The organism is Streptococcus infantis (assembly GCF_047464715.1).
Lineage (GTDB): Bacteria > Bacillota > Bacilli > Lactobacillales > Streptococcaceae > Streptococcus > Streptococcus infantis_S.
The window spans coordinates 692,517-712,057 of record NZ_JASHBJ010000001.1 but is presented as its reverse complement, the minus strand read 5'-3'; the positions used below and the strand labels follow the sequence as shown (position 1 = coordinate 712,057).

Sequence of the window (19,541 nt, the reverse complement as noted above, 5' to 3'; positions counted from 1 at the left end):
GTCAAGAGGGAAATTGATTTTTGAGAAAAAAATAGATAAACTATAGTAAACTATCTTAGAAAACGGAGAGGTAAGATGATAGATATTGTATATCCGATTTTTGTCATTCATTATATATCTAAGCAGAAAAAAACAGGATTAAAAGTATCGAAATATACAACATTTACAGCTTATAGCTTCTTGATAATTTCTTTAATTCGAATTGCTTTTGGAGCCTTAGGACTATTCATTTTCTCGATTCCCATTTTCGGGTTCCTCTATTTTGCTGTTATAGGTGAGATTCTTTTTCATATTAGCATCATTTATGGAATCATCTTACTATTCTTGTCATTATCACTTTTTTTAGACAGTCAAAAATCTGGCCAAGATATTCAAATCACGCAACCCACACCATTTTTATTTCATGTCCTAATGTTAGCATTTCATGCGCTCTTAATCTATACTACCTTGGTACCAATCTTTTCCATTCAATGATAAAATCTAAGTATTTTCTCTCATAGACATTAGTAGAAGCAGGATAAAAAATAATCATTTTTTTTTACAAAAAGACTTGCTTTGAAGTAACAAGTGTGATATACTTATAAACGGTTTGAAAAAACTGCCTAAGACAGTAGGGGAGCTAGACTCATAAATATCCTACCGAGGACAAAACGTATCATGTAAAAAGAAGCGTATTGTACTTTCGTGTCTAGGTTTGGGCGCGTTTTTCTTTTGGAAAAATTCCCCAAGCAAAATAATTACGGAGGTGAACACACTAATGAGTGAAGCAATTATTGCTAAGAAAGCGGAACTAGTTGACGTAGTAGCTGAGAAAATGAAAGCTGCTGCATCAATCGTCGTTGTAGACGCTCGTGGTTTGACAGTTGAACAAGATACAGTTCTTCGTCGTGAGCTTCGTGGAAGCGAAGTTGAGTATAAAGTTATTAAAAACTCAATCTTACGTCGTGCAGCTGAAAAAGCTGGTCTTGAAGATCTTGCATCTGTTTTTGTTGGACCATCTGCAGTAGCATTTTCTAACGAAGATGTTATCGCACCAGCGAAAATCTTGAACGACTTTGCTAAAAACGCTGAAGCACTTGAAATCAAAGGTGGTGCAATCGAAGGCGCTGTCGCATCTAAAGAAGAGATTATTGCTCTTGCAACTCTTCCAAACCGCGAAGGACTTCTTTCTATGCTCCTTTCTGTACTTCAAGCGCCAGTGCGCAACGTTGCTCTTGCAGTCAAAGCGGTTGCAGACAACAAAGAAGACGCAGCTTAATCATAAGCTACGCATCGTAGCCTAGCTACAAAAAATTATAAAAATTAAAATTTAAACTTATTTTGGAGGAAATAACAATGGCATTGAACATTGAAAACATTATTGCTGAAATTAAAGAAGCTTCAATCCTTGAATTGAACGACCTTGTAAAAGCTATCGAAGAAGAATTTGGTGTAACTGCAGCTGCTCCTGTAGCTGTTGCTGCAGCTGGTGCTGCTGACGCTGGTGCTGCTAAAGACTCATTTGACGTTGAATTGACAGCTGCTGGTGACAAAAAAGTTGGCGTTATCAAAGTTGTACGTGAAATCACTGGTCTTGGACTTAAAGAAGCTAAAGAACTTGTTGATGGTGCACCAGGTGTCATCAAAGAAGGCGTTCCAACTGCAGAAGCTGAAGAAATCAAAGCTAAATTGGAAGAAGCTGGAGCTTCAGTTACTCTTAAATAATAGAGCGACTACATTTGTAGCTTAAAAACATGATTAAACCGCTATTCTTAGGAGTAGCGGTTTTTCTTTTTGTTCTAGAAGGGGCAAAAAGGGAACGACGTTAGATTAGTATTTCTATTTTAGGTGAATTATTGGAGATTCCTTATGAAAAAAAATTTACTTTTTAATTGCATTTTGTTATAATAGATGGCAAGAAAGAATATCTTATCAGTAAATCCCAAGCGAGCCTGTGGTAGTGAGAGTCAGGTGATTGAGAGATGAGTGTGGCACTTTTGGTAAATTTTTAAAAATAATGAAGTAATAAATTAGGGTGGAACCGCGTTTCTGACGCCCCTAGGTCGCAGACTTAGGAGCAAAGACTCGGTTCTTTTTGTATTCAAAGTCTCAAGAATTAAAAAAAGGAGTAAAACATGTCCAAAAAATTAACCTTCCAAGAAATTATTTTAACTTTGCAACAATACTGGAATGACCAGGGTTGTATGCTGATGCAGGCTTATGACAACGAAAAGGGTGCAGGAACTATGAGCCCTTACACTTTCCTTCGTGCTATTGGTCCTGAGCCATGGAATGCAGCTTATGTAGAGCCATCACGTCGTCCAGCGGACGGTCGTTACGGAGAAAACCCAAACCGTCTCTACCAACACCATCAATTCCAAGTGGTTATGAAACCATCACCTTCAAACATCCAAGAACTCTACCTTGAGTCGTTGGAGAAATTGGGAATCAATCCTTTGGAACACGATATCCGCTTCGTTGAAGATAACTGGGAAAACCCATCAACTGGTTCAGCTGGTCTTGGTTGGGAAGTTTGGCTTGATGGTATGGAGATTACTCAGTTCACTTATTTCCAACAAGTCGGTGGCTTAGCTACTGGTCCTGTTACAGCTGAAGTTACTTATGGTTTAGAGCGTTTAGCTTCTTACATTCAAGAAGTAGATTCTGTTTATGATATTGAGTGGGCTCCAGGAGTTAAATATGGAGAAATCTTCCTTCAGCCAGAATATGAACACTCAAAATACAGCTTTGAAGTTTCAGACCAAGATATGTTGCTTGAAAACTTTGAGAAATTTGAAAAAGAAGCAGGACGTGCTCTGGAATTGGGTCTTGTTCACCCAGCCTATGATTACGTTTTGAAATGTTCACATACCTTCAACTTGCTAGACGCGCGTGGAGCCGTATCTGTTACAGAACGTGCCGGCTACATTGCTCGCATCCGTAACTTGGCCCGTGTCGTAGCCAAAACCTTCGTCGCAGAGCGTAAGAAACTCGGTTACCCACTTCTCGACGAAGCCACACGCGCCAAACTCCTAGCAGAAGAGGAAGAATAAGAGTACAGGAATAAATGACTGAAGGTCGACCCGTAGGTCGCTAAATAAAACAAGATCGCTGTAGTGAAAGTCGGATAAGAAATTTCTTATCCGACTGGGGGACTGACGAGACTTAAGGCTTGGCAGTTAGCAATGAAACCGAAGGTTTGCTTGCGTCCCCCACTACAAAAGATCTTGTTAAAGACATTAATTGTGTAAAGGAAAAAACATGACAAAAAATTTATTAGTAGAACTAGGACTTGAAGAGTTACCAGCCTACGTTGTCACACCAAGTGAAAAACAACTAGGTGAAAAAATGGCAACGTTCTTGAATGAAAACCGCCTTTCATATGAAGGCATTCAAACTTTCTCAACTCCACGTCGTTTGGCTGTTCGTGTACTTGGTTTAGCAGACCAACAAACAGATTTGACTGAAGATTTTAAAGGTCCTTCAAAGAAAATCGCATTGGATGCAGAAGGAAACTTTTCTAAAGCTGCTCAAGGCTTCGTCCGTGGAAAAGGCTTGACAGTTGATGATATTGAATTCCGTGAAATTAAAGGTGAAGAATATGTCTATGTAACCAAGCATGAAGCTGGAAAACCTGCTGAGGAAGTGTTGACAGGGATTCCAGAAGTATTGGCTAGCCTTAGCTTCCCAGTAAGTATGCACTGGGCAAATAATACCTTTGAATACATTCGTCCTGTCCATACTTTGATAGTCCTTTTGGATGATGAAGCTCTTGATATGGACTTCTTAGATATTCATTCAGGCAGAGTGAGCCGTGGACATCGTTTCCTTGGACATGAAGTGGAAATTCGTCATGCTGATAGTTACGAAGAGGATTTACGAAAAGTCTATGTCATTGCTGATAGCATTGAACGTGAAAATATGATTCGTGAACAAATCAAGGAAATTGAAGCAGAACAAGGCGTTCAAGTACAGATTGATGAAGGACTTTTAAACGAAGTCTTAAACTTGGTCGAATATCCAACCGCTTTTATGGGTAATTTTGATCGTAAATACCTAGAAGTTCCAGAAGAAGTTTTGGTTACTTCAATGGAAACTCATCAACGTTATTTTGTTGTCCGTGATCTTGATGGAAATCTAAAACCAAACTTCATTTCAGTTCGTAACGGAAATGCTGAACACTTGGAAAATGTCATTCGAGGAAATGAGAAAGTTTTGGTTGCCCGCTTGGAAGATGGAGAATTCTTCTGGCGTGAAGACCAAAAACTCAAGATTGAAGATTTAGTTGCTAAACTTTCACACGTAACCTTCCATGAAAAGATTGGTTCACTTCGTGAACACATGATTCGTACAGGACAAATTGCTATCCTGCTAGCTGAAAAAGCTGGTCTATCAGTTGATGAATCTATTGATCTTGCTCGTGCTGCAGCCATTTATAAATTTGACCTCTTAACCGGTATGGTTGGTGAATTTGATGAGCTTCAAGGAATCATGGGTGAGAAGTATGCTCTGCTTGCTGGTGAAAATCCTACAGTTGCGCAAGCAATCCGTGAACACTACCTTCCAGACTCAGCAGATGGAGAGCTTCCTGAATCTAAAGTTGGAGCAATACTTGCACTAGCCGATAAATTAGATACTCTCTTATCTTTCTTCTCTGTTGGTTTGATTCCATCTGGTTCAAACGACCCTTATGCTCTACGACGTGCAACACAAGGGATTGTCCGTATCTTGGAAGACTTCGGTTGGAATATTCCAATGGACGAATTGATTGCGAGTCTTTATACTTTATCGTTTGATAGTTTAACTTACGATAACCAAGAAGAAGTGCTTAACTTCATCAAAGCTCGTGTCGATAAGATGATGGGTTCTACTGCAAAAGATATTAAAGAAGCTGTTCTAGCAAGTTCAAACTTTGTTGTTTCTGATATGATTGAAGCAGCAGAAGCTCTTTCAGAAGCTGCGAAAACTGAAGATTACAAATCATCAGTTGAGTCATTATCTCGTGCCTTCAATTTAGCTGAAAAAGCAGATGGTTTGGTTAAAGTCGATGCAAGTCTCTTTGAAAATGAACAGGAAAAAGAACTAGCTCAAGCGGTAGAAAACCTAGAATTGAAAGGTTCAGCAAGCGATAAATTAACACAACTATTTGCTCTTAGTCCAGTAATTGATGCATTCTTTGACAATACCATGGTTATGGCAGAAGATGTGGATGTTAAGAATAATCGTTTGGCTATTCTAGCTGAACTTGTCAATAAAGCAAAAACAGTGGCTGCTTTTAACCTTCTTAATACAAAATAGTAATTGAAAATTAGATTGGAGGTCTAAATATGACACCAGAAAAAATCGCTCGTATTAATGAACTTGCTAAAAAGAAGAAAACAGAAGGCTTGACTGCGGAAGAAAAAGTTGAACAAGCCAAGCTTCGTGAAGAGTATATCGAAGGCTATCGTCGTTCTGTTCGTCACCACATTGAAGGAATCAAAATTGTCGATGAAGATGGTAATGATGTGACACCTGAAAAACTTCGACAAGTACAACGCGAAAAAGGTTTGCATGGTCGCAGTCTTGATGATCCAAATTCATAAGCTAAATAAAACCTCGGTTAGTGTCTGCTAACCGAGGTTTTTATATTGAAAAAAGGAACCATTTGGTTCCTTTAGGTTATTATTAGTTACTAGCACCAGAAGTAGCATCTGCGCCACCACCGTGGCCGCCATCGGCTGAGTCAGAAGCGCCAGAAGTAGCATCTGCATCACCATGACCTGCAGCAGGAGCGAAAGGTCCGCTACCTCCTACCAAACGTTGACCAGTTTCTTTCAAGTACCAGTCAAGCCATGGTTGGAAGTTAAAGACAATTTCATTAATACCAGCATATGATCCATCAGGATAGTACATAGCTTGGTAGTTGTGAGTATTGATAACACCTGCAGGTGAACCAGGAACAATTGTACGTACGTATTCTTGGTTGCCATTGCGAAGCGTACCGATAACCCACTCAACGTTTTTCATACGTGCAGGTGGAAGTGAACCGTGAACTGTAGACATACGGCTACCAGATTGAGGTGGTACACGTTTCGCAAACATTGTTTCTGGATCTTGGTGAGCATTGTTGTAGTAGAGGAATTGGTTGTTGTCATCAGCATATGTCAATTCAAAAGGCATAGCTTTCAAGAACATATCGATTTGATTAACTGTAAGGATACCATGGTCAAGTTTAACGTATGTATCACCAGATACAGCTCCTGTGATTTCTGCAACTTTTTCTACCCATTCTGGATCATCAGGGTCAACTTCTGTAATAGTTGTGGCAATTGGTTTTCCACAATCCAAATCTTCTGGTTCAATTGGTTTTGGTTTTTTCAAATTAGATACGACTCCTACGTATTTGACAAAGTTATCTAAGCAAGTTTCAAGGAATTTAACAGTTCCTTCGTTAATAATATTTCCGTTTGCATCAAAAGCTTCTTTGGCTTTTCCAAGAAGGAACTCATTACCTGGTAATGTGTAGGCATTTACTCCTGGTGCATCAAGAATTTTACGAAGGTGAACTTGAGCACGTGAAGTTCCTTGATCGTAGTATGAAGCACCCACAATCATAACAGGTTTGTTTTCAAATGGATGAACTTCGTATGAAAGCCATTCAAGGACTGACTTAAGTGATGCAGAAATAGTGTGGTTGTGCTCTGGAGTAGCAATAATCACACCATCAGCTCGAGTAATTTTGTTGTAAAGAAGGCGCAACTGGAAGCTCTCGTCCCATTTTTCGTCTTGGTTAAACATTGGAACTTCATCGATTTCCAAAACTTCTAGTTCAAATTTAAATTTAAACTGACGGCGGATGAACTCCAAGAGTTTGCGGTTATATGATTGATCATAGTTTGATCCAACAAGTCCAACAAATTTCATTCTTTCGATCTCCTATCTTACAAATTTTCCCAATCAAAATCTTCAGCATCTTTGCGAAGAAGTTCTTGTGCGTTACGCAATTTCTCAGTAACTTTAACAAAGATACGGAAGTCATCAAAGATGGCATCCAATTTCTTGATGACATCAAGATCTACCAAGTCACCATTTTGATCAAATGCTTGAAGAGAATGTGAAAGCAAGAATTCATCTGGGAGAACATTAGCTTTGATTTCAGGAGCATTAAGAATTTGACGAAGTTGCAATTGAGCACGTGATGAACCGAGTGTACCATATGAAGCACCTGTAATCATGACAGGTTTGTTCAAAAGCGGGAATACACCATATGAAATCCAAGCAAGAGCGCTCATAAGAACAGCTGGGATTGAGTGATCGTATTCAGGTGTACCGATAATAACTCCATCAGCAGCTTCGATTTTAGCAGCGATTTCCGTAGCTTCAGCTGGGATTTGTTTGTCAGCTGGTTTGTTAAATACAGGCAGATCTTTAATTTCTACCAATTCGATTTCTGCTTTGTCAGCAAAGTGTTTCTGCATATATTGAAGCAGTTGGCGGTTTGTGGAACGTTTTGAGTTTGTTCCTACAATAGCAATAAGTTTAAGCATGGGCTTTCCTTTCTCTTTTGCATTATTAATTAATTACCGTTGGATACCAGATGAACAAGCGACATGTCCATCTTTGTCAATGAGGATGGCTTCGATACCATCAATATTTTCGACTTGCCACATAATAGAGGCGCTACGTTCGCCAAATAATCGTGTGGTCCATATCTCGCCGTCAACAGAGCGGTCAGATACAATGGTTAAACTGGCTAAATCCGTTTCAATGGGATAACCTGTCTCACTATCAAAAATGTGATGATAATCCTTGCCGTTGATTTCAAGATGCCGTTCATAAATCCCAGATGTAACAACTGATTTTCCAGTAATAGACAAGGTCATCAGGTGCTTACCTCGTGGATTATTTGGGTCTTGAATGCCGATTTGCCATGGACGTCCATCTTTTGATTGGTTGTTCCCAATTGTGAGGATGTTTCCTCCAAGATTGATAAGAGCAGAAGTGACGCCGTTTTCTTTTAAGAAAGCTGCAACTTTATCTGCACTGTACCCCTTTGCTAAACACCCTAAGTCAATTTTCATTCCCTTTTTCTCTAGGAAAACCGTAGAATTGACTGAATCGAGTTTAATAAAATGAGGGTCTATTAGTGGTAAGACTGAAGCAATTTCTTCAGGGCTTGCAACCTTTGCATCGGAAAAACCAATACGCCAGGTTTGAACCAAAGGCCCGATACTAATATTGAGATGACTTTTAGGTGCTAGACTGTGTTCTAGACCTAATGAAATCAGTTCAAATAAATCAGTGTGGACTTTAACTGGGGCAATACCTGCCTGATAGTTAATTTCCATTAATTCGGATTCAGTACTGTTAGCATTGAAGCGGAATTCAAGTTCCTTGAGCAAATCAAAAGCTTGACGGAGAAGATTATCGGCTTGTTCATGTACTAAGGAAATAGTAATCGTAGTTCCCATTAATCTCTCAGATAATGAACTAAGAGGCAAAGAATCAGCTCCCTTCAAATCACTCGGAAATAGCTACAAATCTTGAATGAATAAGAAATTAAGAATTTATAATTTATTTCCATATAAATAGAATATCATAAAGTCAGCGTTTTCACAAATCATTTTTTACAAAAAGTCAAGAAATATGCTTAAAAAATTAAAAACACCTCCAAATCAATGAGGACCCTTTGAAAACAAATTAATATATCTTTCAAAAACTTTCTTAAATAGCATCAAACTAGTCAAAAGTCTTGAAAACGTTCACAGATAATGGTATACTTGAAAGGTAAATAAAAAAATAAAGGTAGGATTTATCTTATGAGTAAAATCGTAGTTGTGGGTGCTAACCACGCTGGAACTGCATGTATCAACACTATGTTGGATAATTTTGGAAACGAAAACGAAATCGTTGTATTTGACCAAAACTCAAACATTTCATTCCTTGGATGCGGAATGGCACTTTGGATCGGTGAACAAATTGACGGACCTGAAGGTTTGTTCTACTCTGACAAAGAAAAATTGGAAGCAAAAGGTGCTAAAGTTTATATGAACTCACCAGTTCTTTCAATCGACTACGACAACAAAGTTGTTACTGCAGAAGTTGACGGTAAAGAACACAAAGAATCTTATGATAAATTGATCTTCGCTACTGGTTCAACTCCAATCTTGCCACCAATCGAAGGTGTTGAAATTGTTAAAGGTAACCGTGAGTTCAAAGCAACTCTTGAAAACGTACAATTCGTTAAATTGTACCAAAATGCTGAAGAAGTTATCAACAAACTTGCTGATAAGAGCAAACACCTTGAGCGCATCGCTGTTGTAGGTGGTGGTTATATCGGTGTTGAGCTTGCAGAAGCTTTTGAACGTCTTGGAAAAGAAGTTGTCCTTGTTGATATCGTTGACACAGTATTGAACGGATACTATGACAAAGACTTCACACAAATGATGGCTAAAAACTTGGAAGACCACAACATCCGTTTGGCACTTGGTCAAACAGTTAAAGCTATCGAGGGCGAAGGAAAAGTTGAACGCTTGATCACTGATAAAGAAACATTTGATGTGGATATGGTTGTTCTTGCAGTTGGTTTCCGTCCAAACACAGCTCTTGCTGACGGTAAGATCGAACTCTTCCGTAACGGTGCTTTCCTTGTAGACAAGAAACAAGAAACTTCAATCCCAGGTGTATACGCTGTTGGTGACTGTGCGACTGTTTATGACAACGCTCGTAAAGACACTAGCTACATTGCCCTTGCATCAAACGCTGTTCGTACTGGTATTGTAGGTGCTTACAATGCATGTGGACATGAGCTTGAAGGAATTGGTGTTCAAGGATCAAACGGTATCTCAATCTATGGTCTTCACATGGTTTCAACTGGTTTGACACTTGAAAAAGCTAAAGCAGCTGGTTACAATGCTACTGAAACTGGATTTAACGACCTTCAAAAACCAGAATTCATGAAACATGACAACCATGAAGTAGCTATCAAGATTGTCTTTGATAAAGACAGCCGTGAAATCCTTGGTGCTCAAATGGTATCTCGTGATTCTGCAATCTCTATGGCTATCCACATGTTCTCACTTGCTATCCAAGAACATGTAACAATCGACAAGTTGGCATTGACTGACCTATTCTTCTTGCCACACTTCAACAAACCATACAACTACATCACAATGGCTGCTCTTACAGCTGAAAAATAATTGATAATATGACAATAAAAAAAGTAACATCAATAATTGAAGTTACTTTTTTTATTTTTAGGTTAAGAAACCTCGTCTCTTGCTGGGAAAGTAAACCCTTCTCCAAGGATTTCGTGAGCTTCCGTGATAGTGATAAAGGCCATCGGATCAACTGTATGAATCATTTCTTTCATCTTGACAATTTCATTTCTTGCGACAATACAGTAAATAATCTTTAAGTCCTTTTTGCTATAGTAGCCTTGTCCTGAGATAAAGGTAACACCACGACCGAGTTCTTCGTTAATTTTATCGGCTAATTCCATCGGTTTTTGAGTGATAATCATAAATCCTTTTCCAGCATATCCACCCTCACCGATTAAGTCAATAACTCTTGAAACGATGAAGTCAAATAAGAGAGTATAGGTTACAAGACGTAGGTCTTGGAAGATGATTAAAATCAACATTAGAATCAGAAAATCAAGTCCAAAAAGCAATTTTCCAACAGAGATATTGGTGTATTTATTAAGGATACGAGCGACGATATCAGTACCACCAGTTGTTCCACCCGCATTGAAAATAACACCAAGTCCAACACCTAGGAGGACACCAGCTACTAAAGCAACCACAACGAGATCTCCTTCAAGGTTAAACTGAAGAGGAATCTTCTCAAAGATAGCTAACCAGACGGAGACAGCGATGGTTCCAAGTAGACTGGAATATAGTGATCTTAGTCCAAATATTTTCCAAGCTAGTAAGAAGAGAGGGATATTAATCAAGATATTCATCAGCGAAATAGGGATGTTAAAGAGGTAATAGGTAATCAAGGTTATCCCTGTTGCTCCACCTTCGAACAAGTGATGTGGAACAACAAAATAGGTAAGTCCGAAGGCGAAAATAGCAGCTCCGAAAATAATAGTTACAGTTGATTTAATATGCCGAAGCATAGAGCTCCCTCCTATATTTATTTGTGCAAAAGTCAAGTAGTGAGAGTTTGACTACAAAAGTTTTATTACAATTTCATGGATTCAATTTTCTCAGAATCAGGTGTGACACGAAGCGTTTTTTGACCTGTATAAGTCACAAATCCAGGTTTCCCACCAGTTGGTTTATTAAGCTTTTTAACCTCAATCATATCAACTTGAACGAGATTGGAAAGGCGTCCTTTCGAATAGTAGGCAGCTAGTTCTGCAGCATCCGTCTTGACTTCGTCAGAAGGATTCAGATTTCCTGAGATGACAACGTGGCTTCCTGGTATATCCTTAGCATGGAACCAAAGTTCCTCTTTGCGTGCTATTTTAAAGGTCAACTCTTCGTTTTGAAGATTGTTTCGTCCAACGAGAATAATGGTTTTACCATCGCTAGCTAGATATTTCTCTGGCTTTTTACGCTTTTGAATTTTCTCGCGTTGGCGTCTTCTAATAAAGCCTGTTTGAATTAATTCTTCGCGAATTTCAGCAATTTCATCTAACCCAGCTTGGTTGAGGACTGTTTCGACGCTTTCTAGATAAAGAATGGTAGCCTTGGTTTCTTCAATTAGATCAGTCAGGTATTTGACAGCCTCTTTTAACTTCTGATAACGTTTGAAGTATTTTTGAGCATTTTGGTTTGGCGTTAAAGCTTTATCGAGAGAAATTGTGATAGGTTGATTGGTGTAGTAGTTATCCAAGATTACTTGGTCTTGGTCGTTTGGAACTTGATGAAGGAAAGTCGTTAGTAACTCGCCTTTTTGACGGAATTCTTCAGCATTTTCGGTAGCTTGAAGTTCTTTTTCTTGTTTCTTCAGTTTTTGACGATTTTTTTGTAGTTCATTTTCAACACGACGAATGAGTTCACTAGCCTGTTGTTTGACACGATCACGTTCTGCCTTATCTTTGTAAAAAACATCAAGAAGTTGAGATAAGCTTGAAAAATGTCCTTCAATTTTAGTTGAAAAAGGGACACAAGAAAAAGACTTATCCGTTAAGCATGGATTTGTTTCTTGATTAAAAAAGTTACGGAAATTGGAAAGTCTTTCAATAGTTAATAAATTTTCTAATTCAAATGCCGTATCACGGCCTAAACCTTGAAAGAGAACTTGAAGATTTTTAGCTGTCAATTCCTGTGTTTGTAGGATTTCAAAAAGTTTTTCATCCTTGATGGTAAAAGGATTGAGAGCCTCCGTACTTGGTGGGGCTAAGTACGTTGCACCAGGTAGGAGTGTACGGTAACTATTTTGAGAAAAACCGATATGCTTAATAACTTCAAGAATTTTGTGGCTACTTTTATCGACAAGGAGAATATTACTATGTTTTCCCATAATCTCGATTATGAGGGTGGCTTGAATATCGTCTCCGATCTCATTTTTGTTAGAAACAGTGATTTCAACGATTCGATCGTTTTCAATCTGCTCGATAGACTCGATAACAGCACCCTGTAAATATTTCCTCAAAACCATGATAAAGGTAGAAGGTTGAGCAGGGTTTTCAAAGGTCGTTTCTGTCAACTGGATGCGTCCAAAAACAGGGTGAGCAGAAAGGAGCAGACGATGACTTTGGCGATTGCTACGGATTTGTAAGACCAATTCTTGGTCAAAGGGTTGATTAATTTTTTGAATGCGACCGTTTAGTAGTTCAGCTCGCAATTCCTCAACCATGTGGTGTAAAAAAAATCCATCAAATGACATGGTTCTCTCCTTATGAATGTATTCCATAGTATTATATCAAAAAGGTAGAATAAAATCATAGAAATATGGTATAATAAAGCCAAGTAAAGAGAATCGAGAAGCACATGTATATTGAAATGGTAGATGAAACTGGTCAGGTTTCTGAAGAAATTTTAAAGCAAACACAAGAAATTTTGGAATTTGCTGCGAAAACGATTGGAAAAGAAGACAAGGAGATGGCAGTCACCTTTGTGACCAATGAACGCAGTCATGAACTCAATTTAGAGTTTCGTGATACTGACCGTCCAACAGACGTTATTAGTCTTGAATACAAACCTGAATTAGAGATTACCTTTGACGAAGAGGATTTGGCAGAAGATCCTGACTTAGCAGAAATGATGTCAGAATTTGATTCTTATATCGGCGAGTTATTCATTTCAATTGATAAAGCGCATGAGCAAGCTGAAGAGTACGGTCATAGTTTTGAACGTGAAATGGGCTTTTTAGCTGTGCACGGTTTTTTACACATAAACGGTTATGATCACTACACTCCGGAAGAAGAAGCGGAGATGTTCGGTTTACAAGAAGAAATTTTAACAGCCTATGGACTCACAAGACAATAAACGAAAATGGAAGAATCGCGACTTGCTTTCAAGTTTAGATTTTGCCCTGACAGGTATTTTTACTGCCATAAAAGAAGAGCGTAATATGAGAAAGCATGCGGTGACTTCTCTTTTAGTTCTACTTGCAGGCATTGTTTTTCAAGTTTCCAGAATTGAATGGCTCTTTCTCCTATTAAGCATTTTTTTAGTAATTGCTTTTGAGATTTTGAATTCTGCTATTGAAAATGTAGTGGATTTGGCTAGCCATTATCACTTCGATATGCTTGCAAAGAAGGCTAAAGACATGGCTGCAGGTGCAGTTCTTGTTGTGTCTTTATTTGCTGCAGTGACTGGACTTATCATTTTCATCCCTAGGATTTGGGATTTGCTATTTTAAACATTATAGAGGTAACTATGACATTTAAATCAGGCTTTGTAGCCATTTTAGGACGTCCCAACGTTGGGAAGTCAACTTTTTTGAATCATGTCATGGGGCAAAAAATTGCCATCATGAGTGACAAGGCGCAGACAACGCGCAACAAGATTATGGGGATCTACACGACCGATAAGGAACAGATTGTCTTTATCGATACCCCAGGGATTCACAAACCTAAGACAGCTCTTGGAGATTTCATGGTAGAGTCAGCCTATAGCACTCTTCGTGAAGTCGATACAGTTCTTTTTATGGTGCCAGCAGATGAACCACGAGGGAAGGGGGACGATATGATTATCGAACGCCTCAAGGCTGCTAAGGTTCCTGTGATTTTGGTGGTGAATAAAATTGACAAGGTTCACCCTGATCAACTTTTAGCTCAAATCGATGATTTCCGTAATCAGATGGACTTTAAGGAAATTGTTCCGATTTCAGCCCTTCAAGGAAATAATGTTTCCCATTTGATTGATATTTTGAGCGAAAACTTAGAAGAAGGTTTCCAATATTTTCCAGCTGATCAAATTACAGATCACCCAGAGCGTTTCCTAGTATCAGAGATGATTCGTGAAAAAGTATTACACTTAACTCGCGAAGAAATCCCGCATTCAGTTGCAGTAGTGGTTGATTCTATGAAACGAGATGAGGAAACCGATAAAGTTCATATCCGAGCAACCATTATGGTCGAGCGTGACAGCCAAAAAGGAATTATTATCGGTAAAGGCGGTGCCATGCTCAAGAAAATTGGAACCATGGCTCGTAAAGATATCGAACTCATGCTAGGTGACAAGGTCTTCCTAGAAACATGGGTCAAGGTTAAGAAAAATTGGCGCGATAAGAAATTAGATCTTGCTGATTTTGGTTACAACGAAAAAGAATATTAAGAAGAGGTGGGCAGTAGCCTGCTTCTTGTTTTTAGAAAAGGAGGAGCTATGCCTGAATTACCTGAGGTCGAAACGGTTCGGCGTGGACTAGAAAAATTGATTTTGGGGAAGAAGATTTCAAATATTGACATTCGTTACCCCAAGATGATAAAAACTGATTTGCATGAATTTCAGAAGGAAATGTCTGGTCAAGTCATTCAATCAATGGGACGTCGTGGCAAGTATCTACTTTTCTATTTATCTGATAAAGTCCTTATCTCACATTTGAGAATGGAAGGCAAGTATTTTTATTACCCAGACCAAGTTCCAGAACGTAAACACGCCCATGTTTTGATTCATTTTGAAGATGGTGGTACTTTGGTCTATGAGGATGTTCGTAAGTTTGGGACTATGGAGTTACTTGCTCCGAAGCTTTTAGAAGCTTACTTTGTTACTAAAAAATTAGGTCCGGAACCGACTGAGCAAGATTTTGATTTAGCAAGATTAAAACTAGCCTTGAAAAAGTCTAAAAAGCCAATTAAATCTCATTTGCTGGACCAGACTCTTGTAGCGGGATTAGGAAATATCTATGTTGATGAAGTTCTTTGGAGAGCGAAGGTTCACCCTTCTAGACATTCTAACAGTTTAACTGCTCAAGAGGCCAGAAAAGTCCATGATGAAACGATTAAGGTTTTAGGACAGGCTGTTGAAAAGGGTGGTTCAACGATTCGTAGCTATACCAATGCTTTTGGCGAGGACGGGACCATGCAAGAGTTTCATCAGGTCTATGATAAAGCTGGACAAGCTTGTTCACGTTGTGGATCCATGATCGAAAAAATTCAGCTTGGCGGTAGAGGAACCCACTTTTGTCCAAAATGTCAAAGGAGGAAGTGATGGGAAAAATAATAGGAATAACTGGTGGTATTGCATCCGGGAAATCCACCGTCACAAATTTTCTAAGACAAAAAGGATTTGAAGTGGTAGATGCGGATGCAGTCGTCCACCAACTCCAAAAGCCTGGTGGCCGACTTTATCAGATTTTAGTGGAACACTTTGGTGAGAAAATCCTTCTGGAAAATGGAGAATTGAATCGCCCCTTACTTGCTAGTCTAATTTTCAACAGCTTTGATGAGAGAGAATGGTCTAAACAGACTCAAGGGAAAATTATCTGTCAAGAATTGGGGTCTCTGAGAGAAAAGTTGGCTCAGACTGAAGCACTCTTTTTCATGGATATTCCCTTGCTTTTTGAACAGGACTATGCTTCATGGTTTGACGAAACTTGGTTAGTCTATGTAAATCGTGATGTTCAATTGGAGCGATTAATGAGACGGGATCAAATTTCAAAAGAAGCAGCTGAATCCCGTTTAAACTCTCAATGGCCTTTAGAAAGAAAAATTAGTCTGGCTAGCCACAGTCTAGATAATAATGGAAATCAAGAACAGCTGATAGCTCAGGTAGTTCAGTTGCTTGATGAAATGTGTCTATAAATCAACTTTGTTAGGAAGGAGAATTTTGGTATTGTTTGTTCAAGTCATCTTAGATTAAAATAGTATCAAATACAAAAAATCTAGTGCGTGTAAAAATTAATCTAAAATGCTCCTCTTGTGGTAGCATGAACTATCTAACCAGTAAGAACTCCAAAACACATCCAGATAAGATTGAAGTCTTAAAGTATTGTCCCAAAGAAAGAAAAGTGACTCTACATCTTGAATCTAAGTAGAAATTATGGTAGAATAATAGGGATTTTAAGGAGTTTGATATGTATAACCTATTATTAACCATTTTATTAGTATTATCTGTTGTGATTGTAATTGCAATTTTTATGCAACCAACTAAAAATCAATCTAGCAATGTATTTGATGCCAGCTCAGGTGATTTGTTTGAACGTAGCAAAGCGCGTGGTTTTGAAGCCGTAATGCAACGTTTGACAGGAATCTTAGTCTTTTTCTGGCTAGCCATTGCCTTAGCATTGACGGTATTATCAAGTAGATAAGAAAATAATGGGCGAGACTAGGTCTTTGCCTATTTTTATTTTTAAAAGAAATAAGGTTTTACGCCAAAAAGAAAAATTTTAACAATCTAGAAAGAAAACATGAAAGATAGAATAAAAGAATATTTAAAAGAAAAGGGACGAGTCACTGTAAATGACTTGGCTCAAGCTCTTGGAAAGGATGGTTCCAAGGACTTTCGAGAGCTCATTAAAACCTTGTCCCTGATGGAAAGGAAGCACCAAATTCACTTTGAAGAAGATGGTAGTCTCACCTTGGACCAAAAGAAGAAACACGAGATTACTCTTAAAGGAACTTTTCATGCCCACAAAAATGGCTTTGGTTTTGTAAGCCTAGAAGGGGAAGAAGATGACCTTTTTGTAGGAAAAAATGATGTTAACTATGCCATTGATGGCGATACTGTTGAAATTGTAATTAAGAAGATTGCAGACCGACAGAAAGGTACAGCAGCTGAAGCTAAGATTATTGATATTTTAGAACACAGTTTGACGACGGTTGTCGGGCAAATCGTTCTTGATGAGGAAAAACCCAAGTATGCGGGTTATATCCGTTCTAAAAATCAAAAGATTAGTCAACCTATCTACGTTAAGAAGCCAGCTATTCAATTAGACGGTACAGAAGTTCTCAAGGTCTTTATTGATAAGTACCCAAGTAAGAAACACGATTTCTTTGTTGCCAGTGTCTTAGATGTGGTTGGACATTCTACAGATACAGGGATTGATGTCCTCGAGGTCTTGGAATCAATGGACATTGTATCCGAGTTTCCAGAAGCTGTTCTCAAAGAAGCGGAAAATGTACCGGATGTACTATCTGAGAAGGATTTTGAAGGACGATTGGATCTTAGGAATGAAATTACATTTACTATAGATGGAGCGGATGCAAAAGACTTGGATGATGCTGTTCATATCAAACCATTGAAAAATGGAAATATCGAACTAGGTGTTCATATCGCCGACGTTTCTTACTATGTGACAGAGGGATCTGCTCTAGATAAGGAAGCCCTTAATCGGGCAACCTCCGTCTACGTGACAGACCGTGTAGTTCCAATGCTGCCAGAGCGTCTTTCAAACGGTATCTGTTCTCTTAACCCTCAAGTGGACCGCTTGACTCAATCTGCTATTATGGAGATTGATAAAAATGGTCGTGTTCGTAATTATACGATTACACAGACTGTTATCAAGACAAGTTTCCGTATGACTTATAGTGATGTTAATGACATCCTAGCAGGTGACGAGGAGAAGAGACGAGAGTATAAGAAAATTGTTCCTAGTATCGAACTTATGGCCAAGCTCCATGAAACTTTGGAAAGTATGCGAATTAAGCGTGGAGCCCTCAATTTTGATACCAATGAAGCTAAGATTTTGGTAGATAAAAAAGGCAAGCCAGTTGATATTGTACTTCGTCATCGTGGTGTTGCTGAACGTATGATTGAGTCCTTTATGTTGATTGCTAACGAAACGGTTGCTGAGCACTTCAGCAAGCTGGACCTACCTTTTATCTATCGTATCCATGAGGAACCTAAAGCTGAAAAAGTTCAGAAGTTTATTGATTATGCTTCAAGTTTTGGCTTGAGAATTTATGGGACTGCCAGTGAAATTAGTCAAGAAGCCCTCCAAGACATCATGCGTGCTGTTGAGGGAGAACCTTACGCGGATGTATTGTCCATGATGCTTTTGCGTTCTATGCAGCAGGCTCGTTATTCTGAGCATAATCATGGGCATTATGGCTTAGCTGCAGACTATTACACTCACTTTACCAGTCCGATTCGCCGTTATCCGGACCTCCTTGTTCACCGTTTGATTCGTAACTATGGACGTTCTAAGGAAGTAGCGGAGCATTTTGAACAGGTCATTCCAGAGATTGCAACTCAATCATCCAATCGTGAGCGTCGGGCTATCGAAGCTGAACGTGAAGTTGAAGCTATGAAAAAAGCCGAATACATGGAAGAGTTTGTGGGTGAAGAGTATGATGCAGTAGTATCAAGTATCGTCAAATTTGGTCTTTTTGTTGAATTGCCAAATACAGTCGAAGGCTTGATTCATATTACAAATCTGCCTGAGTTTTACCATTTCAATGAACGTGATTTGACTCTTCGTGGAGAGAAATCAGGGACAACCTTCCGTGTGGGACAACAGATTCGTATTCGTGTCGAAAGAGCCGATAAAATGACTGGTGAGATTGATTTTTCTTTTATCCCAAGCGAGTTTGATGTCATTGAGAAAGGTTTAAAACCGTCTGGCCACAAGGATAGAGGTCGTCGTTCTGATAAGAAAGAAGACAAGAAAAAAGTTGGTCGCTCAAGTGATAAACGTAAGCATTCTTCAAAAGACAAGAAGAAAAAGAGTAAGAAACCTTTTTATAAAGAAGTAGCAAAGAAAGGAGCTAAGCATGGCAAAGGGCGAGGGAAAGGTCGTCGCGCAAAATAAAAAAGCGCATCACGACTATACTATCGTAGATACGCTAGAAGCAGGAATGGTTCTAACTGGTACAGAGATCAAGAGTGTTCGAGCAGCTCGTATCAATTTAAAAGACGGATTTGCCCAAGTAAAAAATGGTGAAGTCTGGTTGAGCAATGTTCATATCGCTCCTTATGAAGAAGGGAATATCTGGAATCAGGAACCAGAACGTCGTCGTAAACTTCTCCTTCATAAAAAGCAAATCCAGAAGTTAGAGCAAGAAACAAAAGGAACGGGTATGACGCTGGTTCCTCTTAAAGTTTATATCAAAGATGGCTATGCCAAGCTCCTTTTAGGACTTGCAAAAGGGAAACACGATTACGATAAACGTGAGTCTATCAAACGCCGTGAGCAAGATCGTGATATTGCGCGTGTTATGAAAGCTGTTAACCACCGATAGA

At 38.9% G+C, this 19,541-nt stretch carries 21 protein-coding genes and 1 other annotated feature; of the genes, 16 read left to right on the top strand and 5 right to left on the bottom strand.

Annotated features, from left to right (window positions below; translation table 11 throughout):
• The first annotated feature begins 75 nt into the window (after positions 1-75).
• The 6 genes from QM419_RS03610 (at position 76) to QM419_RS03585 (ending at position 5,564) form a co-directional block, all read left to right on the top strand.
• Complete coding sequence (locus tag QM419_RS03610; protein WP_414277911.1) at positions 76-474, top strand: hypothetical protein; 399 nt, start codon at positions 76-78, stop codon at positions 472-474.
• 109 nt (positions 475-583) lie between these two features.
• Positions 584-719 (top strand) — a sequence feature (ribosomal protein L10 leader region).
• A gap of 38 nt (positions 720-757) precedes the next feature.
• Positions 758-1,258: a 50S ribosomal protein L10 gene (gene rplJ, locus QM419_RS03605; RefSeq protein WP_001287271.1), complete on the top strand. Its 501-nt coding sequence runs from the start codon at positions 758-760 to the stop codon at positions 1,256-1,258.
• 77 nt (positions 1,259-1,335) lie between these two features.
• Positions 1,336-1,704, top strand: a complete 369-nt coding sequence (gene rplL, locus QM419_RS03600; protein WP_001196964.1) for a 50S ribosomal protein L7/L12 — start codon at positions 1,336-1,338, stop codon at positions 1,702-1,704.
• A gap of 410 nt (positions 1,705-2,114) precedes the next feature.
• Entirely contained in the window at positions 2,115-3,032 is a 918-nt protein-coding gene (glyQ, locus tag QM419_RS03595) for a glycine--tRNA ligase subunit alpha (RefSeq protein WP_000038760.1), read from the top strand.
• 208 nt (positions 3,033-3,240) lie between these two features.
• The gene (glyS, locus tag QM419_RS03590; protein WP_414277910.1) at positions 3,241-5,277 is read left to right on the top strand and encodes a glycine--tRNA ligase subunit beta; all 2,037 of its coding nucleotides are present in this window, start codon (positions 3,241-3,243) and stop codon (positions 5,275-5,277) included.
• 29 nt (positions 5,278-5,306) lie between these two features.
• A complete protein-coding gene (locus QM419_RS03585) occupies positions 5,307-5,564 on the top strand; it encodes a DUF896 family protein (protein ID WP_000187071.1) in 258 nt (85 codons plus the stop codon).
• Between the two features lie 82 nt (positions 5,565-5,646).
• Here the strand turns inward: QM419_RS03585 and QM419_RS03580 are convergent, their stop codons facing one another.
• From QM419_RS03580 to QM419_RS03570, 3 genes are read right to left on the bottom strand one after another with little or no spacing between them, the layout of a single operon-like run.
• On the bottom strand, positions 5,647-6,885 hold the full coding sequence (locus tag QM419_RS03580) for an NAD(P)H-dependent oxidoreductase (RefSeq protein WP_254804293.1): 1,239 nt from the start codon (positions 6,883-6,885) through the stop codon (positions 5,647-5,649).
• A 17-nt stretch (positions 6,886-6,902) separates the two neighbouring features.
• Positions 6,903-7,508, bottom strand: coding sequence for an NADPH-dependent FMN reductase (locus tag QM419_RS03575; protein WP_004252640.1), 606 nt, complete (start codon positions 7,506-7,508; stop codon positions 6,903-6,905).
• A gap of 33 nt (positions 7,509-7,541) precedes the next feature.
• Positions 7,542-8,462: an FAD:protein FMN transferase gene (locus tag QM419_RS03570; protein WP_414259218.1), complete on the bottom strand. Its 921-nt coding sequence runs from the start codon at positions 8,460-8,462 to the stop codon at positions 7,542-7,544.
• Between the two features lie 318 nt (positions 8,463-8,780).
• Between QM419_RS03570 and nox the strand changes: the two genes are divergently transcribed.
• Positions 8,781-10,160 (top strand): H2O-forming NADH oxidase, encoded by a 1,380-nt coding sequence (nox, locus tag QM419_RS03565; RefSeq protein WP_195184180.1) that lies wholly within the window; start codon positions 8,781-8,783, stop codon positions 10,158-10,160.
• A 62-nt stretch (positions 10,161-10,222) separates the two neighbouring features.
• On the opposite strand, the gene QM419_RS03560 is transcribed toward nox, so the two are convergent.
• The gene (locus QM419_RS03560; RefSeq protein ID WP_178895121.1) at positions 10,223-11,083 is read right to left on the bottom strand and encodes a YitT family protein; all 861 of its coding nucleotides are present in this window, start codon (positions 11,081-11,083) and stop codon (positions 10,223-10,225) included.
• A 65-nt stretch (positions 11,084-11,148) separates the two neighbouring features.
• Positions 11,149-12,801, bottom strand: a complete 1,653-nt coding sequence (locus tag QM419_RS03555) for an NFACT family protein (protein WP_414277909.1) — start codon at positions 12,799-12,801, stop codon at positions 11,149-11,151.
• 104 nt (positions 12,802-12,905) lie between these two features.
• Between QM419_RS03555 and ybeY the strand changes: the two genes are divergently transcribed.
• The 9 genes from ybeY (at position 12,906) to smpB (ending at position 19,540) form a co-directional block, all read left to right on the top strand.
• The gene (ybeY, locus tag QM419_RS03550) at positions 12,906-13,403 is read left to right on the top strand and encodes an rRNA maturation RNase YbeY (RefSeq protein WP_414277908.1); all 498 of its coding nucleotides are present in this window, start codon (positions 12,906-12,908) and stop codon (positions 13,401-13,403) included.
• Positions 13,384-13,779 (top strand): diacylglycerol kinase family protein, encoded by a 396-nt coding sequence (locus QM419_RS03545; RefSeq protein ID WP_004252647.1) that lies wholly within the window; start codon positions 13,384-13,386, stop codon positions 13,777-13,779. The genes ybeY and QM419_RS03545 overlap by 20 nt, the downstream gene beginning before the upstream one ends.
• Before the next feature lie 17 nt (positions 13,780-13,796).
• Complete coding sequence (gene era, locus QM419_RS03540) at positions 13,797-14,696, top strand: GTPase Era (RefSeq protein WP_223334270.1); 900 nt, start codon at positions 13,797-13,799, stop codon at positions 14,694-14,696.
• A 48-nt stretch (positions 14,697-14,744) separates the two neighbouring features.
• Positions 14,745-15,569, top strand: coding sequence for a DNA-formamidopyrimidine glycosylase (mutM, locus tag QM419_RS03535; RefSeq protein WP_414277907.1), 825 nt, complete (start codon positions 14,745-14,747; stop codon positions 15,567-15,569).
• Positions 15,569-16,162 carry a dephospho-CoA kinase gene (coaE, locus tag QM419_RS03530; RefSeq protein WP_414277906.1) on the top strand — a complete coding sequence of 198 codons (594 nt, stop codon included), beginning with the start codon at positions 15,569-15,571 and terminating at the stop codon, positions 16,160-16,162. Before mutM ends, coaE begins: the two co-directional genes overlap by 1 nt.
• Positions 16,163-16,245: 83 nt before the next feature.
• Positions 16,246-16,395: a 50S ribosomal protein L33 gene (rpmG, locus tag QM419_RS03525; protein ID WP_007519517.1), complete on the top strand. Its 150-nt coding sequence runs from the start codon at positions 16,246-16,248 to the stop codon at positions 16,393-16,395.
• A 39-nt stretch (positions 16,396-16,434) separates the two neighbouring features.
• Positions 16,435-16,668: a preprotein translocase subunit SecG gene (gene secG, locus QM419_RS03520; RefSeq protein WP_000282517.1), complete on the top strand. Its 234-nt coding sequence runs from the start codon at positions 16,435-16,437 to the stop codon at positions 16,666-16,668.
• A 99-nt stretch (positions 16,669-16,767) separates the two neighbouring features.
• Positions 16,768-19,110: a ribonuclease R gene (gene rnr / locus QM419_RS03515; RefSeq protein WP_414277905.1), complete on the top strand. Its 2,343-nt coding sequence runs from the start codon at positions 16,768-16,770 to the stop codon at positions 19,108-19,110.
• On the top strand, positions 19,073-19,540 hold the full coding sequence (gene smpB / locus QM419_RS03510) for an SsrA-binding protein SmpB (RefSeq protein ID WP_001051741.1): 468 nt from the start codon (positions 19,073-19,075) through the stop codon (positions 19,538-19,540). Before rnr ends, smpB begins: the two co-directional genes overlap by 38 nt.
• Position 19,541: the final 1 nt, after the last annotated feature.